This is a genomic window from Lysinibacillus sp. CD3-6, from assembly GCF_006351725.2.
Lineage (GTDB): Bacteria > Bacillota > Bacilli > Bacillales_A > Planococcaceae > Lysinibacillus.
The window spans coordinates 4,224,835-4,244,589 of sequence record NZ_CP085880.1 but is presented as its reverse complement, the minus strand read 5'-3'; the positions used below and the strand labels follow the sequence as shown (position 1 = coordinate 4,244,589).

General features: G+C 38.5%; 17 protein-coding genes and 1 riboswitch. All 17 genes read left to right on the top strand.

Annotated features, from left to right (window positions below):
* The first annotated feature begins 64 nt into the window (after positions 1-64).
* Positions 65-1,117 (top strand): DUF3048 domain-containing protein, encoded by a 1,053-nt coding sequence (locus FH508_RS21080; RefSeq protein WP_173479647.1) that lies wholly within the window; start codon positions 65-67, stop codon positions 1,115-1,117.
* 16 nt (positions 1,118-1,133) lie between these two features.
* On the top strand, positions 1,134-1,454 hold the full coding sequence (locus FH508_RS21075) for a YerC/YecD family TrpR-related protein (RefSeq protein WP_004225717.1): 321 nt from the start codon (positions 1,134-1,136) through the stop codon (positions 1,452-1,454).
* 109 nt (positions 1,455-1,563) lie between these two features.
* Complete coding sequence (locus FH508_RS21070) at positions 1,564-2,253, top strand: heptaprenylglyceryl phosphate synthase (protein ID WP_173479646.1); 690 nt, start codon at positions 1,564-1,566, stop codon at positions 2,251-2,253.
* Positions 2,254-2,284: 31 nt separating this feature from the next.
* Complete coding sequence (gene pcrA / locus FH508_RS21065; protein ID WP_173479645.1) at positions 2,285-4,537, top strand: DNA helicase PcrA; 2,253 nt, start codon at positions 2,285-2,287, stop codon at positions 4,535-4,537.
* Between the two features lie 14 nt (positions 4,538-4,551).
* A complete protein-coding gene (gene ligA, locus FH508_RS21060) occupies positions 4,552-6,549 on the top strand; it encodes an NAD-dependent DNA ligase LigA (RefSeq protein ID WP_173479644.1) in 1,998 nt (665 codons plus the stop codon).
* Between the two features lie 103 nt (positions 6,550-6,652).
* A complete protein-coding gene (locus FH508_RS21055) occupies positions 6,653-7,789 on the top strand; it encodes a CamS family sex pheromone protein (protein ID WP_173479643.1) in 1,137 nt (378 codons plus the stop codon).
* A gap of 118 nt (positions 7,790-7,907) precedes the next feature.
* Positions 7,908-8,096, top strand: a complete 189-nt coding sequence (locus FH508_RS21050; protein WP_173479642.1) for a hypothetical protein — start codon at positions 7,908-7,910, stop codon at positions 8,094-8,096.
* 27 nt (positions 8,097-8,123) lie between these two features.
* Positions 8,124-8,411, top strand: coding sequence for an Asp-tRNA(Asn)/Glu-tRNA(Gln) amidotransferase subunit GatC (gene gatC / locus FH508_RS21045; protein WP_024364473.1), 288 nt, complete (start codon positions 8,124-8,126; stop codon positions 8,409-8,411).
* Between the two features lie 24 nt (positions 8,412-8,435).
* A complete protein-coding gene (gene gatA / locus FH508_RS21040) occupies positions 8,436-9,899 on the top strand; it encodes an Asp-tRNA(Asn)/Glu-tRNA(Gln) amidotransferase subunit GatA (RefSeq protein ID WP_173479641.1) in 1,464 nt (487 codons plus the stop codon).
* 1 nt (position 9,900) lies between these two features.
* Positions 9,901-11,328 carry an Asp-tRNA(Asn)/Glu-tRNA(Gln) amidotransferase subunit GatB gene (gene gatB, locus FH508_RS21035; RefSeq protein WP_173479640.1) on the top strand — a complete coding sequence of 476 codons (1,428 nt, stop codon included), beginning with the start codon at positions 9,901-9,903 and terminating at the stop codon, positions 11,326-11,328.
* Positions 11,329-11,497: 169 nt separating this feature from the next.
* Positions 11,498-12,058, top strand: coding sequence for a thioredoxin family protein (locus FH508_RS21030; RefSeq protein WP_173479639.1), 561 nt, complete (start codon positions 11,498-11,500; stop codon positions 12,056-12,058).
* A 176-nt stretch (positions 12,059-12,234) separates the two neighbouring features.
* The gene (locus FH508_RS21025) at positions 12,235-13,149 is read left to right on the top strand and encodes a diacylglycerol kinase (RefSeq protein WP_173479638.1); all 915 of its coding nucleotides are present in this window, start codon (positions 12,235-12,237) and stop codon (positions 13,147-13,149) included.
* Between the two features lie 358 nt (positions 13,150-13,507).
* Positions 13,508-14,854 carry a cytochrome ubiquinol oxidase subunit I gene (locus FH508_RS21020; RefSeq protein ID WP_173479637.1) on the top strand — a complete coding sequence of 449 codons (1,347 nt, stop codon included), beginning with the start codon at positions 13,508-13,510 and terminating at the stop codon, positions 14,852-14,854.
* Entirely contained in the window at positions 14,851-15,876 is a 1,026-nt protein-coding gene (locus tag FH508_RS21015; protein ID WP_173479636.1) for a cytochrome d ubiquinol oxidase subunit II, read from the top strand. The genes FH508_RS21020 and FH508_RS21015 overlap by 4 nt, the downstream gene beginning before the upstream one ends.
* A 12-nt stretch (positions 15,877-15,888) precedes the next feature.
* The gene (locus tag FH508_RS24000; protein ID WP_255639591.1) at positions 15,889-16,011 is read left to right on the top strand and encodes a cytochrome bd oxidase small subunit CydS family protein; all 123 of its coding nucleotides are present in this window, start codon (positions 15,889-15,891) and stop codon (positions 16,009-16,011) included.
* A 188-nt stretch (positions 16,012-16,199) separates the two neighbouring features.
* Positions 16,200-17,564, top strand: coding sequence for a 23S rRNA (uracil(1939)-C(5))-methyltransferase RlmD (gene rlmD / locus FH508_RS21010; RefSeq protein ID WP_173479635.1), 1,365 nt, complete (start codon positions 16,200-16,202; stop codon positions 17,562-17,564).
* A 476-nt stretch (positions 17,565-18,040) separates the two neighbouring features.
* Positions 18,041-19,249 (top strand): MFS transporter, encoded by a 1,209-nt coding sequence (locus tag FH508_RS21005; protein WP_139860205.1) that lies wholly within the window; start codon positions 18,041-18,043, stop codon positions 19,247-19,249.
* A gap of 295 nt (positions 19,250-19,544) precedes the next feature.
* Positions 19,545-19,729, top strand: a riboswitch (Lysine riboswitch).
* The last annotated feature ends 26 nt before the right edge of the window (positions 19,730-19,755 follow it).

Below are 19,755 nucleotides of genomic sequence, written 5' to 3'. Positions count from 1 at the left end.
AGCGCCAGAGCAACAGCATACACTTTTACATCAAGGCGGTATTGACTAAAGGAGAGTAATGCAAGTGTTGAAATCAAAGAAACTATTAGTTGGCTTAGCATTTAGCGCCTTGTTTATCGGCGGATGTTCTAAAGATGCCTCTGAACCAGAAGAAGATATATCCAAAATAGAGGATGAACCAGCTATTGAGGAGCCTGTGAAGGAAGAGACAATTTTGGCACCATTAACGGGAGAGGCTGTTACAGAAGAAGTGACACAGCGACCAATTATTGTGACTGTTAACAATCATCCTGCAGCTCGACCTCAATCAGGATTGGCAGCGGCAGATATGATTTACGAAATGTTAGCGGAAGGAAATGTTACTCGTTTACTAGCAGTCTATCAAAGCGAATTACCAGAAAATATTGGGCCAGTACGAAGTGCACGTTCTTACTTTATTGATATGGCAAAAGGCTTTGATGCATTTTATGTAGCACACGGCTACAGTCCAGAGGCTAAAACGATGCTAAGCAATAATGTCGTTGATAATATTAATGGTATGAACTATGATGGCACACTATTTAAACGTTCTAATGATCGAGTAGCGCCACATAACTCCTATATAACTTCTGAAAATATATTAAATGGTGCTGAAAAAGTAGGCGCTTCAATGAATTACAGTGAAAAAGTACATCAGGCTTTTTATGAACCCGATGAACGTGGTAAAATAGGCGTTGAAACAAGTCAAGTTGACATTTACTATGGGAATAGTAATTCTTTCCACAACACGTATGTATATGATCATCAAACAAATCGTTATGGACGACAATCGGCAGGCGTAGAAACAAAGGATATGTTGACAGGTGAAGCATTAACAGTTGCAAATGTTTTATTTTTTGAAATGAAGCACCAAACAATTGATGATGTTGGCCGCCAAGATATTGATTTAACCTCTGGTGGAAATGCGTATGTATTTCAAAATGGTTATTTAAGAGAAGTGAAATGGGCTAATATCGATGGATTACCAATGGCTGTCGAAGAGACTGGCGAGCTTGTGAAGCTAGTTCCAGGAAAGTCATGGGTTCATTTCGTACCAGCTTCACCAGGGTTACAAGCAATGGTGAAAACGCAGCCTTAAGAGGGAGGAAAACCGCATGCAAATCGAAAAAATTCGAGGGCATCAAACAGATCAGTTATTTAAAGCAGTATTAGAACTGAAAGACATTGAAGAATGCTATAAATTTTTTGATGATTTATGTACGATTAGTGAGATACAATCGCTAGCACAACGATTTGAGGTAGCACATTTATTACGTTTAAAGAAAACCTATGAATCCATTAAAAAGGAGACAGGGGCAAGTACGGCAACGATTTCTCGTGTACGTCGATGCTTTGATTATGGAAATGATACATATGATGAAATGTTAGGTCGTTTGTATCCAGATGAAAAGCCATTTCAAGCGCCAAAAGAATAGTAAGTATGAGGCTGGGTAGAGTTTCTGCTCAGTCTTTTTCATTCTTTTGTAGAGAGTCATAAGCTATACTTGTAAACGGATAGATAGAAAAAGATAGGTGGTAAAATAGATGGATTATTTACAGTGGAGACATGTGTTCAAATTAGATCCAGCAAAGGAAATATCAGATGAAGCATTAGAAAAAATTTGTGAATCTGGAACAGATGTAATTTTAGTAGGCGGAACAGATGGGGTAACATTAGATGGCGTATTAGATTTACTTGTCCGCGTACGCCGTTTTGAAGTGCCGATAGCGCTGGAAATCTCTACGATTGATGCCGTAACGCCAGGCTATGACTATTATTTCATTCCAACAGTATTAAATAGTGATGACCCGAAATGGATTAAAAATTTACACCATGAGGCAATCAAAGAATATGGCGATATTATGGTGTGGGATGAGTTAGTCGCTGAAGGGTATTGCATTTTAAATCCAAATTGTAAAGTTGCAGAAGTAACACAAGCAAAGACAGATTTATCAGTAGATGATGTGGTTGCCTATGCACGCATGGCTGAAAACTTCTTTAAGTTACCTGTATTTTATTTAGAATATAGTGGTCAATATGGTGATATTGAAATGGTACGTGCTGTAAAAAATGAATTGCAAAAAACGAAACTATTTTATGGTGGCGGTATTACTTCTACTAAGCAAGCCTTGGAAATGGCACAGTATGCCGATACTGTCGTTGTAGGGAATATTATTTATGAAGATTTAAAAGCTGCGCTTGCGACTGTTAAGGCAGTTAAAAATGCGATATAATTAAGAACAAACGTTTGTAAGGTGGTGCAAAATGGAGCATTTAACAAAAAATTTATTAGTAGGAATGAACCCTGAACAAGAAAAAGCAGTGAAAACAACAGAAGGGCCATTACTTATTATGGCAGGTGCTGGTTCGGGAAAAACAAGAGTATTAACGCATCGTATTGCGTATTTAATCATAGAAAAAGAAGTATACCCATCGAAAATTTTAGCCATTACGTTCACGAATAAAGCAGCTCGTGAAATGCGCGAGCGTATAGATGGTATTCTCGGAAATGGAACAGGCGACAGCATGTGGGTATCAACATTTCACTCGATGTGTGTACGCATTTTACGACGCAATATTGAGCAGCTGGGTATCTCGCGCAACTTCTCGATTTTAGATTCTACTGACCAACTTTCTGTCATAAAGAATGTCTTGAAGGATGAAAATATTGACCCTAAGCGTTTTGAACCACGTGCAATCTTAAATGCTATTAGTTCAGCAAAAAATGAATGTATAACTGCAGATGAATATGCAGGGCAAATAAATGAAAATAATCCATATGAAAAAACGGTAGCGCGTGTTTATAAAGGATATGAAAAAAGATTACGACGCAATCAATCACTTGATTTTGATGATTTGATAATGACGACGATTACTTTATTTAAGCGAGTACCAGAAGTACTTGAATTTTATCAAAATAAATTTCAATATATCCATGTTGATGAATACCAAGATACAAATAAATCCCAATACTTACTTGTGCAATTACTTGCGAAGAAATTCAAAAATATTTGCGTAGTAGGGGATTCAGACCAATCCATTTATCGTTGGCGCGGAGCGGATATTGGGAATATCCTGTCCTTTGAAAAGGATTATCCAAATGCAAAGGTTATTATGCTAGAGCAAAATTACCGCTCAACAAAACGCATCCTTCAAGCTGCGAATGACGTCATTCAACATAACACAAGCCGTTACCCAAAAGAGCTGCGCACAGAAAACGCACATGGTGAAAAAATTGCTTTGTACAAGGCTTATAATGAGCAGGAAGAAGCTCAGTTTGTCGTACAAACAATCCAACAGCTGATGGAAAAAGATAATCGTTCATTCGATGACTTTGCCATTTTGTATCGTACGAATGCACAGTCTCGTGTAATGGAGGAAGTGTTAGTTAAGTCCAATATGGCTTATCAAATTGTCGGTGGTACAAAGTTCTATGACCGCAAAGAAATTAAAGATTTATTAGCTTATTTACGTCTCATTGCGAACAATGATGATGATTTATCACTTGCGCGTATTATTAATGAACCGAAGCGAAGTATTGGTGCTACCTCATTTGAAAAAATGGCGCGCTATGCAATCGATCAGGATCGCTCTATTTTTGATGCGATGAATGATCTCGTGTTTATGGGATTAACAGGGAAAGCTGCTGCTTCAGCAGAACATTTTTATGCAATGATTAAAGGCTTTACTGAAATGCAAAATTACTTGTCCGTTACGGAAATCGTAGAGCAAGTAATAGAGAAATCAGGCTATCGAGCAATGTTACAAAACGAAAAGAGCATTGAAGCGGAAAGTCGTTTAGAAAATATTGAAGAATTTTTATCTGTGACAAAATCATTTGAAGAACGTAGTGAAGATAAGAGCTTAATTGCCTTCTTAACTGATTTAGCACTAATTGCAGATATTGATGCGCTTGATAAGGAAGATGCATCTAAAGGCAATATCATTTTAATGACGATGCATGCCGCTAAAGGATTAGAGTTCCCTGTTGTATTCATTATTGGTATGGAAGAAAATATTTTCCCGCATTCTCGTTCTTTAGATGATAATGATGAAATGGAAGAGGAAAGGCGCCTTGCTTATGTCGGCATAACGCGAGCAGAGGAACGGTTGTATTTAACATGTGCACAATCTCGAACGATTTTTGGTCGTTCAAGCTTTAACAATGCTTCCCGTTTCTTACGTGAAATTTCAGAGGACATTTTAGAGTCCATCTCCAAAGGTGGTACGAGACCTGAAGTACCGTTTGCATCAAGTAATCGTTCGGCAAGTGGTTATCAAAAACGTACACTTGGCGCGCAACAGCATACACAACCAGCAACAGCACGCCTGCAAGCAACTGGAGGTGACCAGTTTGGTTGGAAAGCTGGAGATAAAGCGGTTCATAAAAAATGGGGAACAGGTATGGTTGTAAGCGTAAAAGGTGAGGGTGATAGTACAGAACTTGATATCGCTTTTCCACAACCAATTGGTATTAAGCGATTATTAGCTCAATTTGCACCTATTGAAAAAGCGTAAGCGGAGGAACTTAAATGAACGAAATTGAACAGCGCATAGCGGAGTTAAATAAATTATTGCATGAATATGGGCATGCGTATTACGTGTTAGATAATCCTCTTGTGGCAGATAGTGTATATGATCAACTATTACATGAGCTCATTGCATTAGAAGAGGCCAATCCTTCACTGATTTATCCTGATTCACCGACACAGCGTGTTGGCGGTGCTGTCATTGAGGGATTTAAAAAAGTGACGCATGATTATCCGATGCTAAGTCTGTCCAACGCATTTGATGAAGCGGGCTTACGTGAGTTTGACCGAAAAATTCGTCAAGCAATCGGTGATCACTTTTCGTATGTATGTGAACTGAAAATTGATGGTCTTGCCATTTCCCTAAAATATGAGAATGGTGTTTTTGTCCAAGGCGCAACACGTGGTGATGGCGTAGTTGGTGAGGATATAACAGCGAATTTAAAAACAATTCGTGCTGTACCACTTCGATTAAAAGAGCCAATTACGATTGAAGTGCGTGGCGAAGCATATATGCCTAAAAAGTCATTTGAAAAATTGAATACACAGCGTGCTGAAAACGGTGAAGAACTATTTGCGAATCCTCGAAATGCCGCTGCTGGCTCATTACGTCAATTAGATCCGAAAATTGCCGCAAGTCGTCAACTATCAACCTTCATTTATGCAATTGGAGGAGATGGTGAGGCGTACGGTATTGATGGGCATGGCGAGATGCTAGATTATTTAGAAGGACTTGGCTTCCCATCAAATAAAGAACGTCAACGCTGTGCGTCAATCGAGGAAGTATTAACTTTTATCGAAACATGGACAGAAAATCGTCCGAATTTAGCCTATGAAATAGATGGTATCGTAATTAAGGTCGATCGTTTTGCGCAGCAAGATGAACTCGGCTATACAGCAAAAAGTCCACGCTGGGCAATTGCCTACAAATTCCCCGCAGAGGAAGTTGTAACGACATTGCTTAATATCGATTTAACAGTAGGTCGAACTGGCGTCGTGACACCAACGGCAATTTTAGCACCTGTACAAGTAGCGGGTACAACTGTGCAACGAGCATCTTTACACAATGAAGATTTAATTCGTGATAAAGATATTCGAATTGGGGATACGGTCATTATCCGAAAAGCAGGCGACATTATCCCACAAGTAGTCGGTGTATTACTAGAACAACGCCCAGAGGACTCAATTCCTTTTGAAATGCCAGCAAATTGCCCTGTTTGCGATAGTGAGCTTATTCGAATTGAGGGAGAAGTAGCCTTGCGCTGTGTAAATCCAGCATGTTTTGCACAAATTGCCGAGAGCATTAAATACTTTGTCTCCCGTAACGCCATGAACATTGATGGACTTGGTGAAAAGGTTGTTGAGCAGCTATTGCTTGCAGATTTAATTCATGATGTATCTGATTTATATCAGTTAACAGTGGAGCAATTAGTTGAGCTAGAGCGTATGGGCGAAAAATCAGCTACAAACTTAGTGAATGCTATTCAAGCATCGAAGGATAATTCGATGGAACGTCTACTTATTGGTTTAGGTATACGACATGTTGGCGAGAAGGCGGCGAAGATTGTCTCAGAAGAATTTGAGACGATGGAAGGCGTAATGGCTGCAACTGAGGAGCAGCTCGTAGCCATTCATGAAATTGGCGATAAAATGGCATCTTCACTCGTTGAATATTTTGCCAATGAAGATGCACGTGCCGTTATTAAGCGTCTTGCTGAAGCGGGTGTCAATATGACATATAAAGGCAAAAAAGTAGAGGTCGTCGTAGGTGACAATCCGTTTGCAGGGAAGACAATCGTACTAACTGGTAAACTTGAGCAATTGACACGGAACGATGCAAAGGCGAAAATAGAAGAGTTAGGTGGAATTGTCACAGGAAGTGTCAGTAAAAAAACGGATCTTGTTATAGCTGGTTCGGATGCAGGATCTAAACTGACAAAGGCACAACAATTAGGCATTGAAGTTTGGAACGAGGACGACCTAATTGAGCAACTAACTTAAACAATAAGTAAAAGATAAGCACTGTCAGATATTTGCGCTACGTAAGCGTAATAGAACAGTCGCCAAAGACGAATCTGATAATGAGTAAAGGGGTACTAAAATAATGAAGTCATTTCGACTCATTCCAGCAATTGTAGCTGCTGCAATGCTAGTCGGCTGTGTGCCTTCGAACAAGAAGGAGACAGAGCTTACACAGGAAACGCAACAGGAAAAAGCGGAAACAACAATTATTCCAAGTCTACAGATTGATGAATCTTTCTATAAAACACTAATACCATATAAAGAAAGTGCAAGCCGTGGGTTAGTCGTTTCGAATATTTACACGAAATATGATATGAAGGAAGTAGAAACAGGATTAATGCGCCTTTCTCAAAATGAGTTTGACACAGAAAACTACTATTTCCAAGAAGGACAATATTTAGCTGAAAGCACAGTAAGTTCTTGGTTAGCACGTAGCTCGCAAACAGAGGATGGTTTAAACCCACCAACTACTGATGCGATGACAGCAGAAGAGCGAGCAACGAAAGCGCCTATTTATTTATCTCATATTGTGGAGCAAAATTATTTAAAGAAAACAGATGATAATAAGGTGAAATTAGCTGGTATATCAATAGGGCTCGCTTTGAATTCTATCTATTATTATCAAAAAGAAAAATATGGTGAGTATTACGAGGAGCCTATTCCTGAGTCTGCGCTTGTAGAGCAAGGCAAAAAAATGGCGGCCGAAATTGTTTCCCGTATGCGTACACGTGATGAATTAAAAGATGTACCGATTGTCGTTGGTTTGTTTAAACAGCAAGCACGCAACGAAATAATTCCAGGTACGTATTTTACTTACGGTGTGGCAAAAGAGGGCCAAAATGATATTGGCGATTGGCAACCTCTTGATGAAGAATATGTGATGTTCCCAACAGATGACACACATGATACTTATCGAGATGTTAGTAATAACTTCAAAAACTTCAAGCAAGATGTCGATAAATATTTTTCTAACTATACAAGTGTTATTGGCACAGGCTTCTATCAAAATAAAAAAATACAAAAGCTAACGATTGAAATTCCAATCCAATTTTTCGGTACTGCTGAAATTATAGGCTTTACACAATATTTGACGGGCGCCCTTATCAATCAGTTTGATAATATAAATGTCGAAGTGAGCATTACTTCTATTAATGGGCCAGAGGCTTTAATTATGAAAGAAGCGAATGATAAAGACCCGTATGTACACGTTTATGAATAAAAAATAGTCAGCCTTGTGCTGGCTATTTTTATGCAAATTCGCGCTTCAATCCAATAGTTTTTGTTTAATAGAAGTGGACAATGTCCATCATACGTAAGTAGTTGTTAGGAAAGCCTCCATGAAATGGAGACAAGCTAACGAGGATAGTCTTTGTTCAACAAAAGAAGACATGTCAGGACAACACTTTGTTATAGTAGTGAAAGTTTCTGTATTTTTGGTGAAAGTTGTGATTTTTAATAGGAAAAATGTTATGATTATTGGCATGGTTAACTTTATTCAACCCTATTGTTATCAACAAAAACAATGAATTGGATCGTATTCGGAGGTGTAAAAAATGGCAAAATTAACAAAAGAAGAAGTTAAGCACGTTGCGAACTTAGCACGTCTTGCAATTACAGAAGAAGAAGCCGAAAAATTTGCTGAGCAACTTGGGAAAATTACTGACTTTGCAGAGCAGCTAAACGAGTTAGATACTACAAATGTTGAACCAACAACACACGTATTACCATTAGTAAACGTAATGCGTGAAGACGTGGCAACAAAAGGTCTAGACCGTGATGTAATGATGTTAAACGTAAAAGAACAAGAAGATGGTCAAGTAAAAGTACCAGCTATCATGTAATACTAAAAAATAGGAGGATTCCTCATGACGTTATTTGAACGTTCAGCAAAGGAGCTACAAGCTGAAATTAAAGCTGGTAACCTAACAATCGCTGACTTAACAAAAGAAGCATATGAACGCGTAACAAAGCTTGACGGCGATGTACAAGCATTCCTTGCTTCAAACGAAGAAAAAGCAACTGCACAAGCAGCTGAAATGGACAAAGTGCCATTTGAAGAACGTGGACCACTTTTTGGTCTTCCTATTGGTGTAAAAGACAATATCGTAACAGAAGGCTTAGAAACAACTTGTGCTTCTAAAATCCTTGAAGGATTTATGCCTATTTACGATGCGACAGTCGTTAATAAGCTACGCGAAGCTGGCATGATTACAATCGGTAAATTGAACATGGACGAGTTTGCAATGGGTTCATCAAATGAAAACTCATACTATAAAACAACAAAAAATCCATGGAACTTAAATCACGTACCAGGTGGTTCTTCAGGTGCGTCTGCGGCAGCAGTTGCAGCAGGAGAAGTACCATTCTCACTTGGTTCAGATACAGGTGGTTCAATCCGTCAACCAGCAGCATATTGCGGTGTCGTAGGGATGAAACCTACATACGGTCGTGTATCTCGCTTTGGACTAGTAGCATTTGCTTCTTCATTAGATCAAATCGGACCAATTACACGTAATGTTGAAGACAATGCGCTATTACTAGAAGCTATTTCAGGATTAGATACTAATGATTCAACTTCAGCAAATGTAGAAGTACCAAACTTCGCAGCAGCATTGACTGGCGATGTAAAAGGTTTACGTATTGCTGTACCAAAAGAATTTTTAGGTGATGGTGTTGGCGAAGCGGCACGTCAATCAGTACTTGATGCACTAGAAGTACTAAAAGGCTTAGGTGCGACAGTAGAAGAAGTATCACTTCCACATTCTAAATATGCACTTGCGGCGTACTATATCCTTTCTTCTTCTGAAGCGTCATCAAACCTTTCTCGTTTTGATGGTATCCGTTATGGTTTCCGCGCAGAGAACGTTAATAACTTAATGGACCTTTACAAAGAAACACGCGCACAAGGCTTTGGTGATGAAGTAAAACGCCGTATCATGCTAGGAACTTATTCACTTAGCGCTGGTACTTATGATGCTTATTACAAAAAAGCACAGCAAGCACGTACACTAATTAAAGCTGACTACGACAAAGTATTTGAAGACTTTGATGTAATCATTGGTCCTACAGCACCAACGCCAGCATTTAAAATTGGTGAAAATGTTGATGATCCTATGACGATGTATGCTAACGATATTTTAACAATTCCAATGAACTTAGCGGGTGTGCCAGCGATTTCAATTCCATGTGGCTTTGAAAACGGTCTACCATTAGGCTTACAAATCATTGGTAAATACTTCGATGAAGCAACAATTTACCGTGTAGCGCATGCATTCGAGCAAGCTACGGAATTCCATAAAGAAGTTCCTCAAATTTGGGAGGGAAAATAACATGAACTTTGAAACAGTCATTGGTTTAGAAGTACACGTTGAGTTAAAAACAAACTCAAAAATCTTCTCGCCAGCGCCAGCTCACTTCGGTGCTGAACCAAATACAAATACAACAGTAATCGACCTAGGCTATCCTGGTGTCCTTCCTGTCTTAAATAAAAATGTTGTAGATTTCGCAATGCGTGCAGCACTTGCACTAAACATGGAAATCGAGCAAGAAACAAAATTTGACCGTAAAAACTACTTCTATCCAGATAATCCGAAAGCATATCAAATTTCACAATTCGATAAGCCAATTGGGAAAAACGGTTGGATTGATATTGAAGTAGATGGTTATACAAAACGTATCGGTATTACGCGCCTTCATATGGAAGAAGATGCTGGTAAACTATCTCATGCTGGCGACCATTCTTTAGTGGACTTTAACCGTCAAGGTACACCGCTTGTAGAAATCGTTTCTGAGCCAGATCTTCGCACAGCAAATGAAGCGTATGCTTATCTTGAAAAATTAAAATCGATTATCCAATATACAGATGTTTCAGATTGTAAAATGGAAGAAGGTTCACTGCGTTGTGATGCCAACATTTCAATTCGCCCATATGGCCAAGAAGAATTCGGTACAAAAACAGAGCTTAAAAACCTTAACTCATTTAACTACGTACGTCGCGGTATTGAGCATGAAGAGTTACGCCAAGCGGACGTATTACTTTCAGGTGGCGTGATTGATCAAGAAACGCGTCGCTTTGATGAAAAAACAGGTAAAACGATTTTAATGCGTGTGAAAGAAGGAACGGATGATTATCGTTACTTCCCAGAGCCAGATTTAGTGCGTCTGTCAATCGACGATGAGTGGTTAGAGCGCGTAAAATCAGAAATCCCTGAACTTCCAGATGCTCGTAAAAAACGTTATGTTGAAGATTTAGGATTAACTTCATATGATGCTGGCGTGCTTGTTATTTCTAAAGAAATTTCTGATTTCTTTGAAGCAATGGTAGCTGAAGGCGCGGATGCAAAACTTTCTGCAAACTGGTTGATGGGTGATGTTTCTGCCTATTTAAATGCTGAACAAAAAGATCTTAAAGATACTGCATTAACTCCAGAAAACCTAGCAGGCATGGTGAAATTAATTACGGACGGTACAATTTCTTCTAAAATCGGTAAAAAAGTATTTACGGAGTTAGTCGAAAATGGTGGTTCAGCTAATGACATCGTGAAGGCAAAAGGATTAGTACAAATTTCTGATGAGGGTGCATTATTAGCAATTGTCACAGAAGTATTAGATAACAATGCACAATCAATTGAGGACTTTAAAAACGGTAAGGATCGTGCAATTGGCTTCTTAGTTGGACAAATTATGAAAGCTACAAAAGGCCAAGCGAACCCACCAATGGTTAACAAATTATTACAACAAGAAATTGCTAAACGCTAATTCTTTGTTTTTACAATGAGTCAAGAGAGTGAATTCACTTTCTTGGCTTTTTAAATGCAAAAATTGTACATACTAACAAATCGTATAACACTAAATAGTTGTCTAAAAAGAGTATTCATAGCAAAATATAGAATAGAACAATCACTTCACTAAAAAAGGGGATAAGTATATGAAAACTGAACAACAATATTTTGAAGAAGCCATTTCAATTCAACAATATATGGACAATATGACAACACTTAAAGAAGACAGCTTCCGTATTTATGATGGCTTTGAAGTGCCAATGAATGATGGTTTTGTAGCTTTATTGAAGGACAAGCAACCGAAAATTTTAACAATTACTGAAGATTGGTGCGGTGATGCGATGTTAAATAATCCGATTATACGCCGTGTTGCAGAGGCAGCTGGATTAGATATGCGCACAGTATTACGTGATGCAGATACAGATTTAATTGACCGTTATTTAACAAACGGTGGCCGTGCAATTCCAATGTATATTTTATTAAATGAAGCAGGTCAGGTTATAGGGAAATGGGGACCACGTGCGCCTGAATTACAGGATATTGTTGTGAAGAAAAGAGCGACATTACCAGACAAAGAAGATCCAACGTTTGAGGACGCACAAAAAGCACTTTACAGTGAAATTCGCGAAGATAATATTACGAACAAACAAAATTGGACATATGTATACGAGGATTTCAAGAAACATGTCACAGCAGCATTGCAATAATCTGGCATTGCTTAATCAAAGCTGTAACGTACAATACGTGTTTATTTTGGCGTATTAAAAGCATTTGGTGTAATTTGAGTTGCAAGGCGTAGTACTTTGCAGGAAATCATCAGTGCAACATTTCAATGGTTTATTCGTTGAAAGTATTAGAATCTTATGAAGCAGGAAGGTATGTTATGAAACGAGCAAGAATCATTTATAATCCTACATCTGGGCGAGAAGCGTTTAAAAAGCATCTACCAGAAGTATTGGAGAAACTAGAGGTAGCAGGCTATGAGACATCTTGTCACGCAACAACTTGTGAAGGCGATGCTATAGAAGCAGCAAAAAACGCAGTAGAACGTGGATTTGATATTATCATAGCAGTTGGTGGAGATGGTACGTTAAATGAGGTTGTTTCTGGTGTAGCCCAATTCGAAAAGCGTCCGAAGATTGGCCTTATTCCAATGGGGACAACGAATGATTTTGCACGTGCTGTCCATATTCCACGAAATATTGATGAAGCCGTTGATATTATTATTAAAGGCGATACCTTACCAGTTGATGTTGGATTGTTAAATGGAGAACGCTATTTCATCAATATCGCTGCTGGGGGACGTATTACTGAGCTAACATACGAAGTGCCAAGCAAGATGAAAACAATGCTAGGGCAGTTAGCATATTATTTAAAAGCAGTTGAAATGATTCCTTCCATTAAGGCATCACATATGCGTATTGAATATGATGGTGAAGTATTTGATGGAGATGCAATGATGTTTTTATGTGGCTTAACGAATTCTGTAGGAGGCTTTGAAAAGCTTGCACCAGATGCAAGCATAAATGATGGCTACTTCACTTTATTAGTATTAAAAAAAGTAAGCCTTCCAGAATTTATTCAACTTGCGGCAATGGCGTTACGAGGCGAACATTTAAAGGATGATCGTGTTATTTATAAAAAGGCAAGTGTTGTAAAAGTTACGACGGAAAACGAAGTGCATTTAAATCTAGATGGCGAGTATGGTGGAGATGCGCCTGCAACATTTGAAAACTTGAAACGCCATATTGAACTTTTTGTACCAATTGAAGACATTCGTGAGGAAGATCGTATTTAAATTTCATCATATGGAACAATTGGAAGATAGGTGTAAATAATTTTAGCGATTTTACACTTATTTGTTAATAATCTCCTTAGAAATTGGGATTGTGAACGAATTAAGAAAAATGTTTGGCGAATATACGTATATTAAATGAACAATATTTGAAACCTTTATATTAGGCCGAAGTTTCGGTCCATTATAAAGGTTTTTTGCGTTGGAATAGTAGAAAATATGGGTAGAGGTAAGGGAAAGGAAGTGGTGCAATGTGTATAAGTCACAGGAAAGAAAGCTTATCTGGTTAAGCTTTGGTGTTGCGATTATCATGCTACTTTCCATACTTGGAAGAATATTTGGTAGTTAGGAGGGCAATGAGATGATTAATGAATCAGCAGTCTTTTGGAGTCGTGCATTAACAGAGCTTACGTTATCATTCCACATCATTTATGCAACGATTGGTGTTGGCGTGCCGTTAATGATTATGATTGCGCAATGGACTGGTTATAAAAAGAATGATGAGCATTATATATTAATGGCACGACGTTGGGCACGAGGTTTCGTCATTACCGTTGCTGTAGGGGTCGTTACAGGTACAGCAATCGGTTTACAATTATCGTTACTATGGCCGAATTTTATGCAACTTGCAGGGCAAACTATAGCATTACCACTCTTTATGGAAACCTTTGCATTCTTCTTTGAAGCCATTTTCTTAGGTATCTACTTATATACTTGGGATCGTTTCGATAGTCAGAAAAAACATATGCTCCTTCTAATACCTGTTGCTGTAGGTGCATCGATGTCTGCAGTTTTTATAACAATCGTCAACGCCTTTATGAACGCACCACAAGGCTTTGACATAGTGGATGGTCAGCTCATTAATATTCAACCATTTCTAGCAATGTTTAACCCAGCAATGCCCACTAAAGTCGCGCACGTGCTTGTAACCGCATACATGACATCCGCATTTGTGTTGGCAGCAATCGCAGGTTATCGTATGCTTAGAGGTTCAGATCATATTTATCATAAAAAATCATTATTTTTACTAATGAAAATTGGCTTAGTTTCGTCCATTGCAGCAGCCATTATAGGAGATTTCTCAGGTAAATACTTAGCGGAATACCAACCAGAAAAATTAGCTGCAGCAGAATGGCATTTTGAAACAACAGATAAAGCATCGCTTATTTTACTAGGTGTATTGGATGGCGAAGAGGTGAAGTATGCTATAAAGGTACCATATGCATTAAGTATACTTGCACGTAATAATCCAAATGCAGAAGTAATCGGTTTAGATCAATTTGCGGAGGAAGACCGACCACCGCTCTATATCCACTATCTGTTTAACATCATGGTCTTTATCGGCATGTTCATGGTTTTAGTATCATTACTTTACGTAGTAGGTAAACCAAGAGGTTGGCAGTTTATTCATTCTCGGTGGTTTAGATGGGTTATCGTTGCGGGTGCACCACTGTCCATAATTGCCATTGAAGCAGGCTGGTGGCTTGCAGAGGTTGGACGTCAACCATGGATATTATACGGTATTATGCGAACACCAGAGGGAGCTACAACGAGCGATCACGTCGATTTAATGATGCTGTTATTCTCAGGTGTGTACGCCGTACTTGGAGTTGGTAGTATTGTCGTATTAATTCGAATGTTTAAAAAGAACCCGATTGAGCGAGAAATTGAAGATCGCAATACGGAAAAGGGCGGTGACATCATATGACATTAGAAGTATTAGGGATTTCAGTATTGTGGATTTTCCTTTTTGGTTATGTGATGATCGCATCCATTGATTTTGGTGCAGGTTTTTTCAATGCGTACAGTCTCCTTATTGGGAAAAACCATATCATAACGAATATTATTAAACGATATTTATCGCCTGTATGGGAAGTAACGAATGTCTTTTTAGTATTTTTCTTTGTAGGAATTGTAGGATTTTTCCCTCAAACAGCATTTTACTATGGCACGATTTTGCTTGTGCCAGTAAGTATTTCATTAGTGCTACTGGCGATTCGCGGCTCGTACTATGCCTTTGAATCGTATGGTGCACGAGGACATATCGGTTATTCTCTCACATATGGCGTAACAGGCTTACTTATTCCAGCCTCACTTTCTGTAGTATTCGCTATTGCAGGTGGTGGCTATGTGGATATGGTGGAAGGGCAACCAGTATTAAATTATTGGACACTGTATACGAGTACATTTGCATGGAGTATTGTCGTACTAAGCATAGCGGCTGTCCTTTATATATCCGCAGTATTTTTAACGTGGTATGCACATAAAGCAAATGACGCAGAGGCAACAAAGTTAATGCGAAAATATGCATTAATTTGGGCCGCGCCATTAATGATTAGTGCACTGGGCATTATGTATGAAATGAAATCCATTAACCCAGAAAGCTATCAACATATGGTCAACTTATGGTGGATGTTTGCCATTTCAGCAGTATTATTTATTATCACGGTCATATTGCTATGGATGCGAAAAAATTATGGGCTTGCTGTAGGATTATTAATCGCCCAATTCGCGGTAGCATTTTTTGCTTATGGTATTGCGCAATACCCATATTTACTGTATCCATATTTAACAATCTACGACAGCTTTACAAATACACAAATGGCCATTGCATTAGTCATCGTATTCGTTTTAGGATTATGCCTGCTTCTGCCTTCACTCTATTTATTGTTGAAACTATTCTTATTTAACAAAAATTATGTGACAGGGAAAGAAGACCATCATGCATAGGAGGTTACATCGATGGAAAAAATTGAAATTTTTTATGCACCATTTATAGTAGTGATTATTAGTATTATCATTATGTTTTGGTGGGCACCAAAAGATGATTATGTAAGGAACAATAAGAGAAAGGGTCGCGAATAGCGGCTCTTTTTTACACTGTATAGGCTAAAACTATTGATCAATTGAAGATACGCTAAGGAAAACGAGGAGTTCATTCACATTGCGAGTCATGGTGTTTCAGGCAGAATAGCATGATAATTTCATGCCTTGTTCTTTTTTCCTCCGCTATCACATGCTACAATAAGAAGATTGAAATGGAGGATGTACGAATGTCAGCACCCGTAAAAAAGAATGACCAACTTACAGTTTATATAGAAGATTTAACACATGATGGCAATGGTGTCGCAAAAGTCGATGGCTATCCATTATTTATTCAAGGTGCATTACCGAATGAAACTGCAGAAGTACACGTTTTAAAAACGTTAAAAAATTATGGCTTTGCAAAAGTGAAAGAAATTATTAAAGCGTCACCAGATCGAGTAGATGCAGCTTGCGATTATTTTAAGCAATGCGGTGGCTGTCAGTTACAGCATCTATCCTATGAGGGGCAGTTAAAGTGGAAGGAAAATATGGTGCGAAATGTTATGCAACGTTTAGGCAAAATCGACGCACCTGTTTTACCAGTGAAGGGCATGGAGGAGCCATGGCAATATCGCAATAAAGCTCAAATACCATTTTCCACAAATGACGCAGGACAAGTCATTGCTGGCTTCTACAAAACAAAATCACATACAATTGTTGATATGGACCGTTGTCTAATCCAAACAGGCGAAGCGGACGCGATTCTTTCTGGATTAAAAAAAGAATTAACGGCAATTGGTGTTCAACCTTATAATGAAGCATCACATGATGGGATGCTGCGTCACGTCGTTATCCGAACTGCACGTGCAACTGGAGAGGTGATGGTTGTACTCGTTACGAAAAAGAAAAAATTCCCGCAAAAAGAAGCGGCTGTAGCGAGCATTTTAAAGCTAGTGCCAAACGTGACATCTATTATGCAAAACATCAATAGCGATAAAACAAACGTTATATTTGGGGATGAAACGATCAACCTTTGGGGCAAAGATGTAATCATTGATTCTATCGGTGATGTGCGCTTTGAAATTTCGGCACGCTCTTTCTACCAAGTAAATCCTCAGCAAACAGAAGTACTATACAAGCAAGCGTTAGACTACGCTGATTTACAAGGGCATGAACGCGTCATTGATGCCTACTGCGGTATCGGTACCATTTCTTTATTCCTTGCACAAAAAGCGAAGGCCGTAATGGGTGTCGAAATCGTTCCACAAGCTATTGAAGATGCAAAACGCAACGCAGAGCTAAACGGCTTTACCAATACGTACTTCGAGGCAGGACCAGCAGAAGAAGTGATTCCACGCTGGTACAAGGAAGGCAAGGAAGCAGACGTCCTTGTTGTAGATCCACCACGTAAAGGATGCGATGAAGCACTTTTACAAACAATTTTAGAGCAACGCCCAAAACGAGTTGTTTACGTATCCTGTAACCCAGCAACACTCGCACGTGACCTTCGCATATTGGAAGATGGCGGATACAAAACACAAGAAATTCAACCAGTTGATATGTTCCCACATTCTACACATTGTGAGGCGGTTGCTTGGTTGGAATTAGCTTAATGTAAAAAGAACGAATTTTCGAGGAGAGAATTCGTTCTTTTTTCTTGAACTGACGAGTTGTTTTTTACATGGGAGCAACTGCTTAAAATTTATTTATATAAGCTTAAAGCCATACTAGAAAAGGTTTCAAGCTGTTTTTACCAAAATTTTCTTGTATGAAAATATAAATAATTTTGCTAAGATATCTTTTGAAATAATTTACCTTTAATACGGTCCAGAGAGGCTGAAAAGGGCTATATGATACTTTAAGTTATTATGCTAGTAATATCTTTGTTTATTCATGCCCTTTTGTCCAATCTGACGAAAGGGCATTTATTTTGCATTTTAGCTGTGAGTACACAACTAACGTACCTCTTTTAAAGGAAGTCCCGTGAGGCTTAAAAGGAGAATGGAAACGTTATATTTATATAGATACATCCATTCATTCGTAAATAAAAGAGATTTATTTCATCTAGAACATACTGGAGGAGAGTAGAATGGATTATCGAAAAAAAACCGTGGTCGCATCGGTAGCAGGTTTAACATTAGAAGGCATGGACATCATGTTTATCTCATTTGCGATGACAATGATTATTGCGGAATTTAACATTGATTTAGCAACGGGAGGACTTATTTCTTCTATAACGAATGTAGGGATGCTATTAGGAGGAATTGTTTTCGGCGTTTTAGCAGATAAGTATGGCAGGGTAAAGGTCTTTACGTATACCGTCATCTTGTTTGCAATTGGTACAGCGTTAACAGGATTAGCGACTAGCATTGAACAAGTGTATCTATTTAGATTTATTGCAGGAATAGGTGCTGGGGGAGAATACGGTATTGGTATGGCGCTTGTTGCAGAAGCTTGGCCGAAAAATAAACAAGGGCGTGCATCTTCCTATGTCAGTGTAGGTGCGCAGTATGGCGTTATTTTAGCAGCATTACTAAGTGCAATCATTCTTCCTACTTTAGGATGGAGAGCATTATTCTTTGTTGGAGTAGTACCTGTTATTTTTGCCTTTATCGTAAGAAAAAATTTAGACGAATCTCCTGAGTGGCTTGCCGCTCAGAAAAATAAAAAGGATAGTAAGAAAGCTGAAAAGGGTAAGTTGGTACAATTGTTTGAAACGCCACGAACAGCGATTACAACAATTTCACTAATTATAATGGCAACAGTTCAAATTGCTGGTTATAACGGATTAATGATTTGGTTACCATCAATGCTGCAACAGTCGCAAGGCTTATCTGTTTCAAGCTCTGCGATATGGACAATTAGTACAGCTGTAGGCATGATTGTTGGTATGTTAACCTTTGGACTATTTTTAGACCGATTTGGCGCAAAGCGTGCCTTTGGTGTCTTCCTTATTGCCTCAGCATGCGCTGTATTCTTATACTCTTATGCTACTGGTAGTGTGAGTGTTCTAATCGGTGGCGCAATTGTTGGATTCTTCTCAAATGGCATGTTCGCTGGATATGGAGCGTTGATTGGTAGTCTATATCCCGTTCAAATTCGAAGTACGGCAACAAACACAATCTTTAACTTTGGTCGAGCGATAGGCGGTTTTTCACCTATCCTTGTCGGCTATATTTTACAAAGTTATGATATGAAAGTTGCGATGCTTTACTTAGCAGGCTTATATTGTATGTCCTTTATTGTTATGTTAATGCTCAAAAAAGAGAATATAGCGAATGTAAGCGAAACTATATAACATTGATTTAACCATCAATTAAAATGCCTTTGCGTTTTAATTGATGGTTTTTTATAAAATAGGAGTTGCTTTGAAGCTTTATCCATCCAGCTGAAATAGCAGGCACTCGGAAGAATAAATTGTTCGATTATTGTTATATTTATTTCAATTAATTATTGTATGAAAGCGTTTTATTTGTCATTTTTTTATAATAAGGCGCAGTAAATCTTATGAAACATAGTAAATTTATCGTTGACATAGAAAAAATGCAATAATATAATTATTTCAAACAATTAAATAAACCTCACTTTTCCGATAGTGAGGTAGAGGCGCGACAGTTAACAGTACCTAATGGAGTCCGAGAAGACGAAGAGATTAGGTAGAAGGAAATGTCGCCGAAGTGTATGGTGAGTTCTCGCCATCATATGCTGGGTCTGTAGCGAATAGCTGCAGGACTGTCTTCATAAACATAGCTGTTTATGAAGTTGTGCTATCTCTGTTTAGACAAACAGTGGGAATTTTAAATG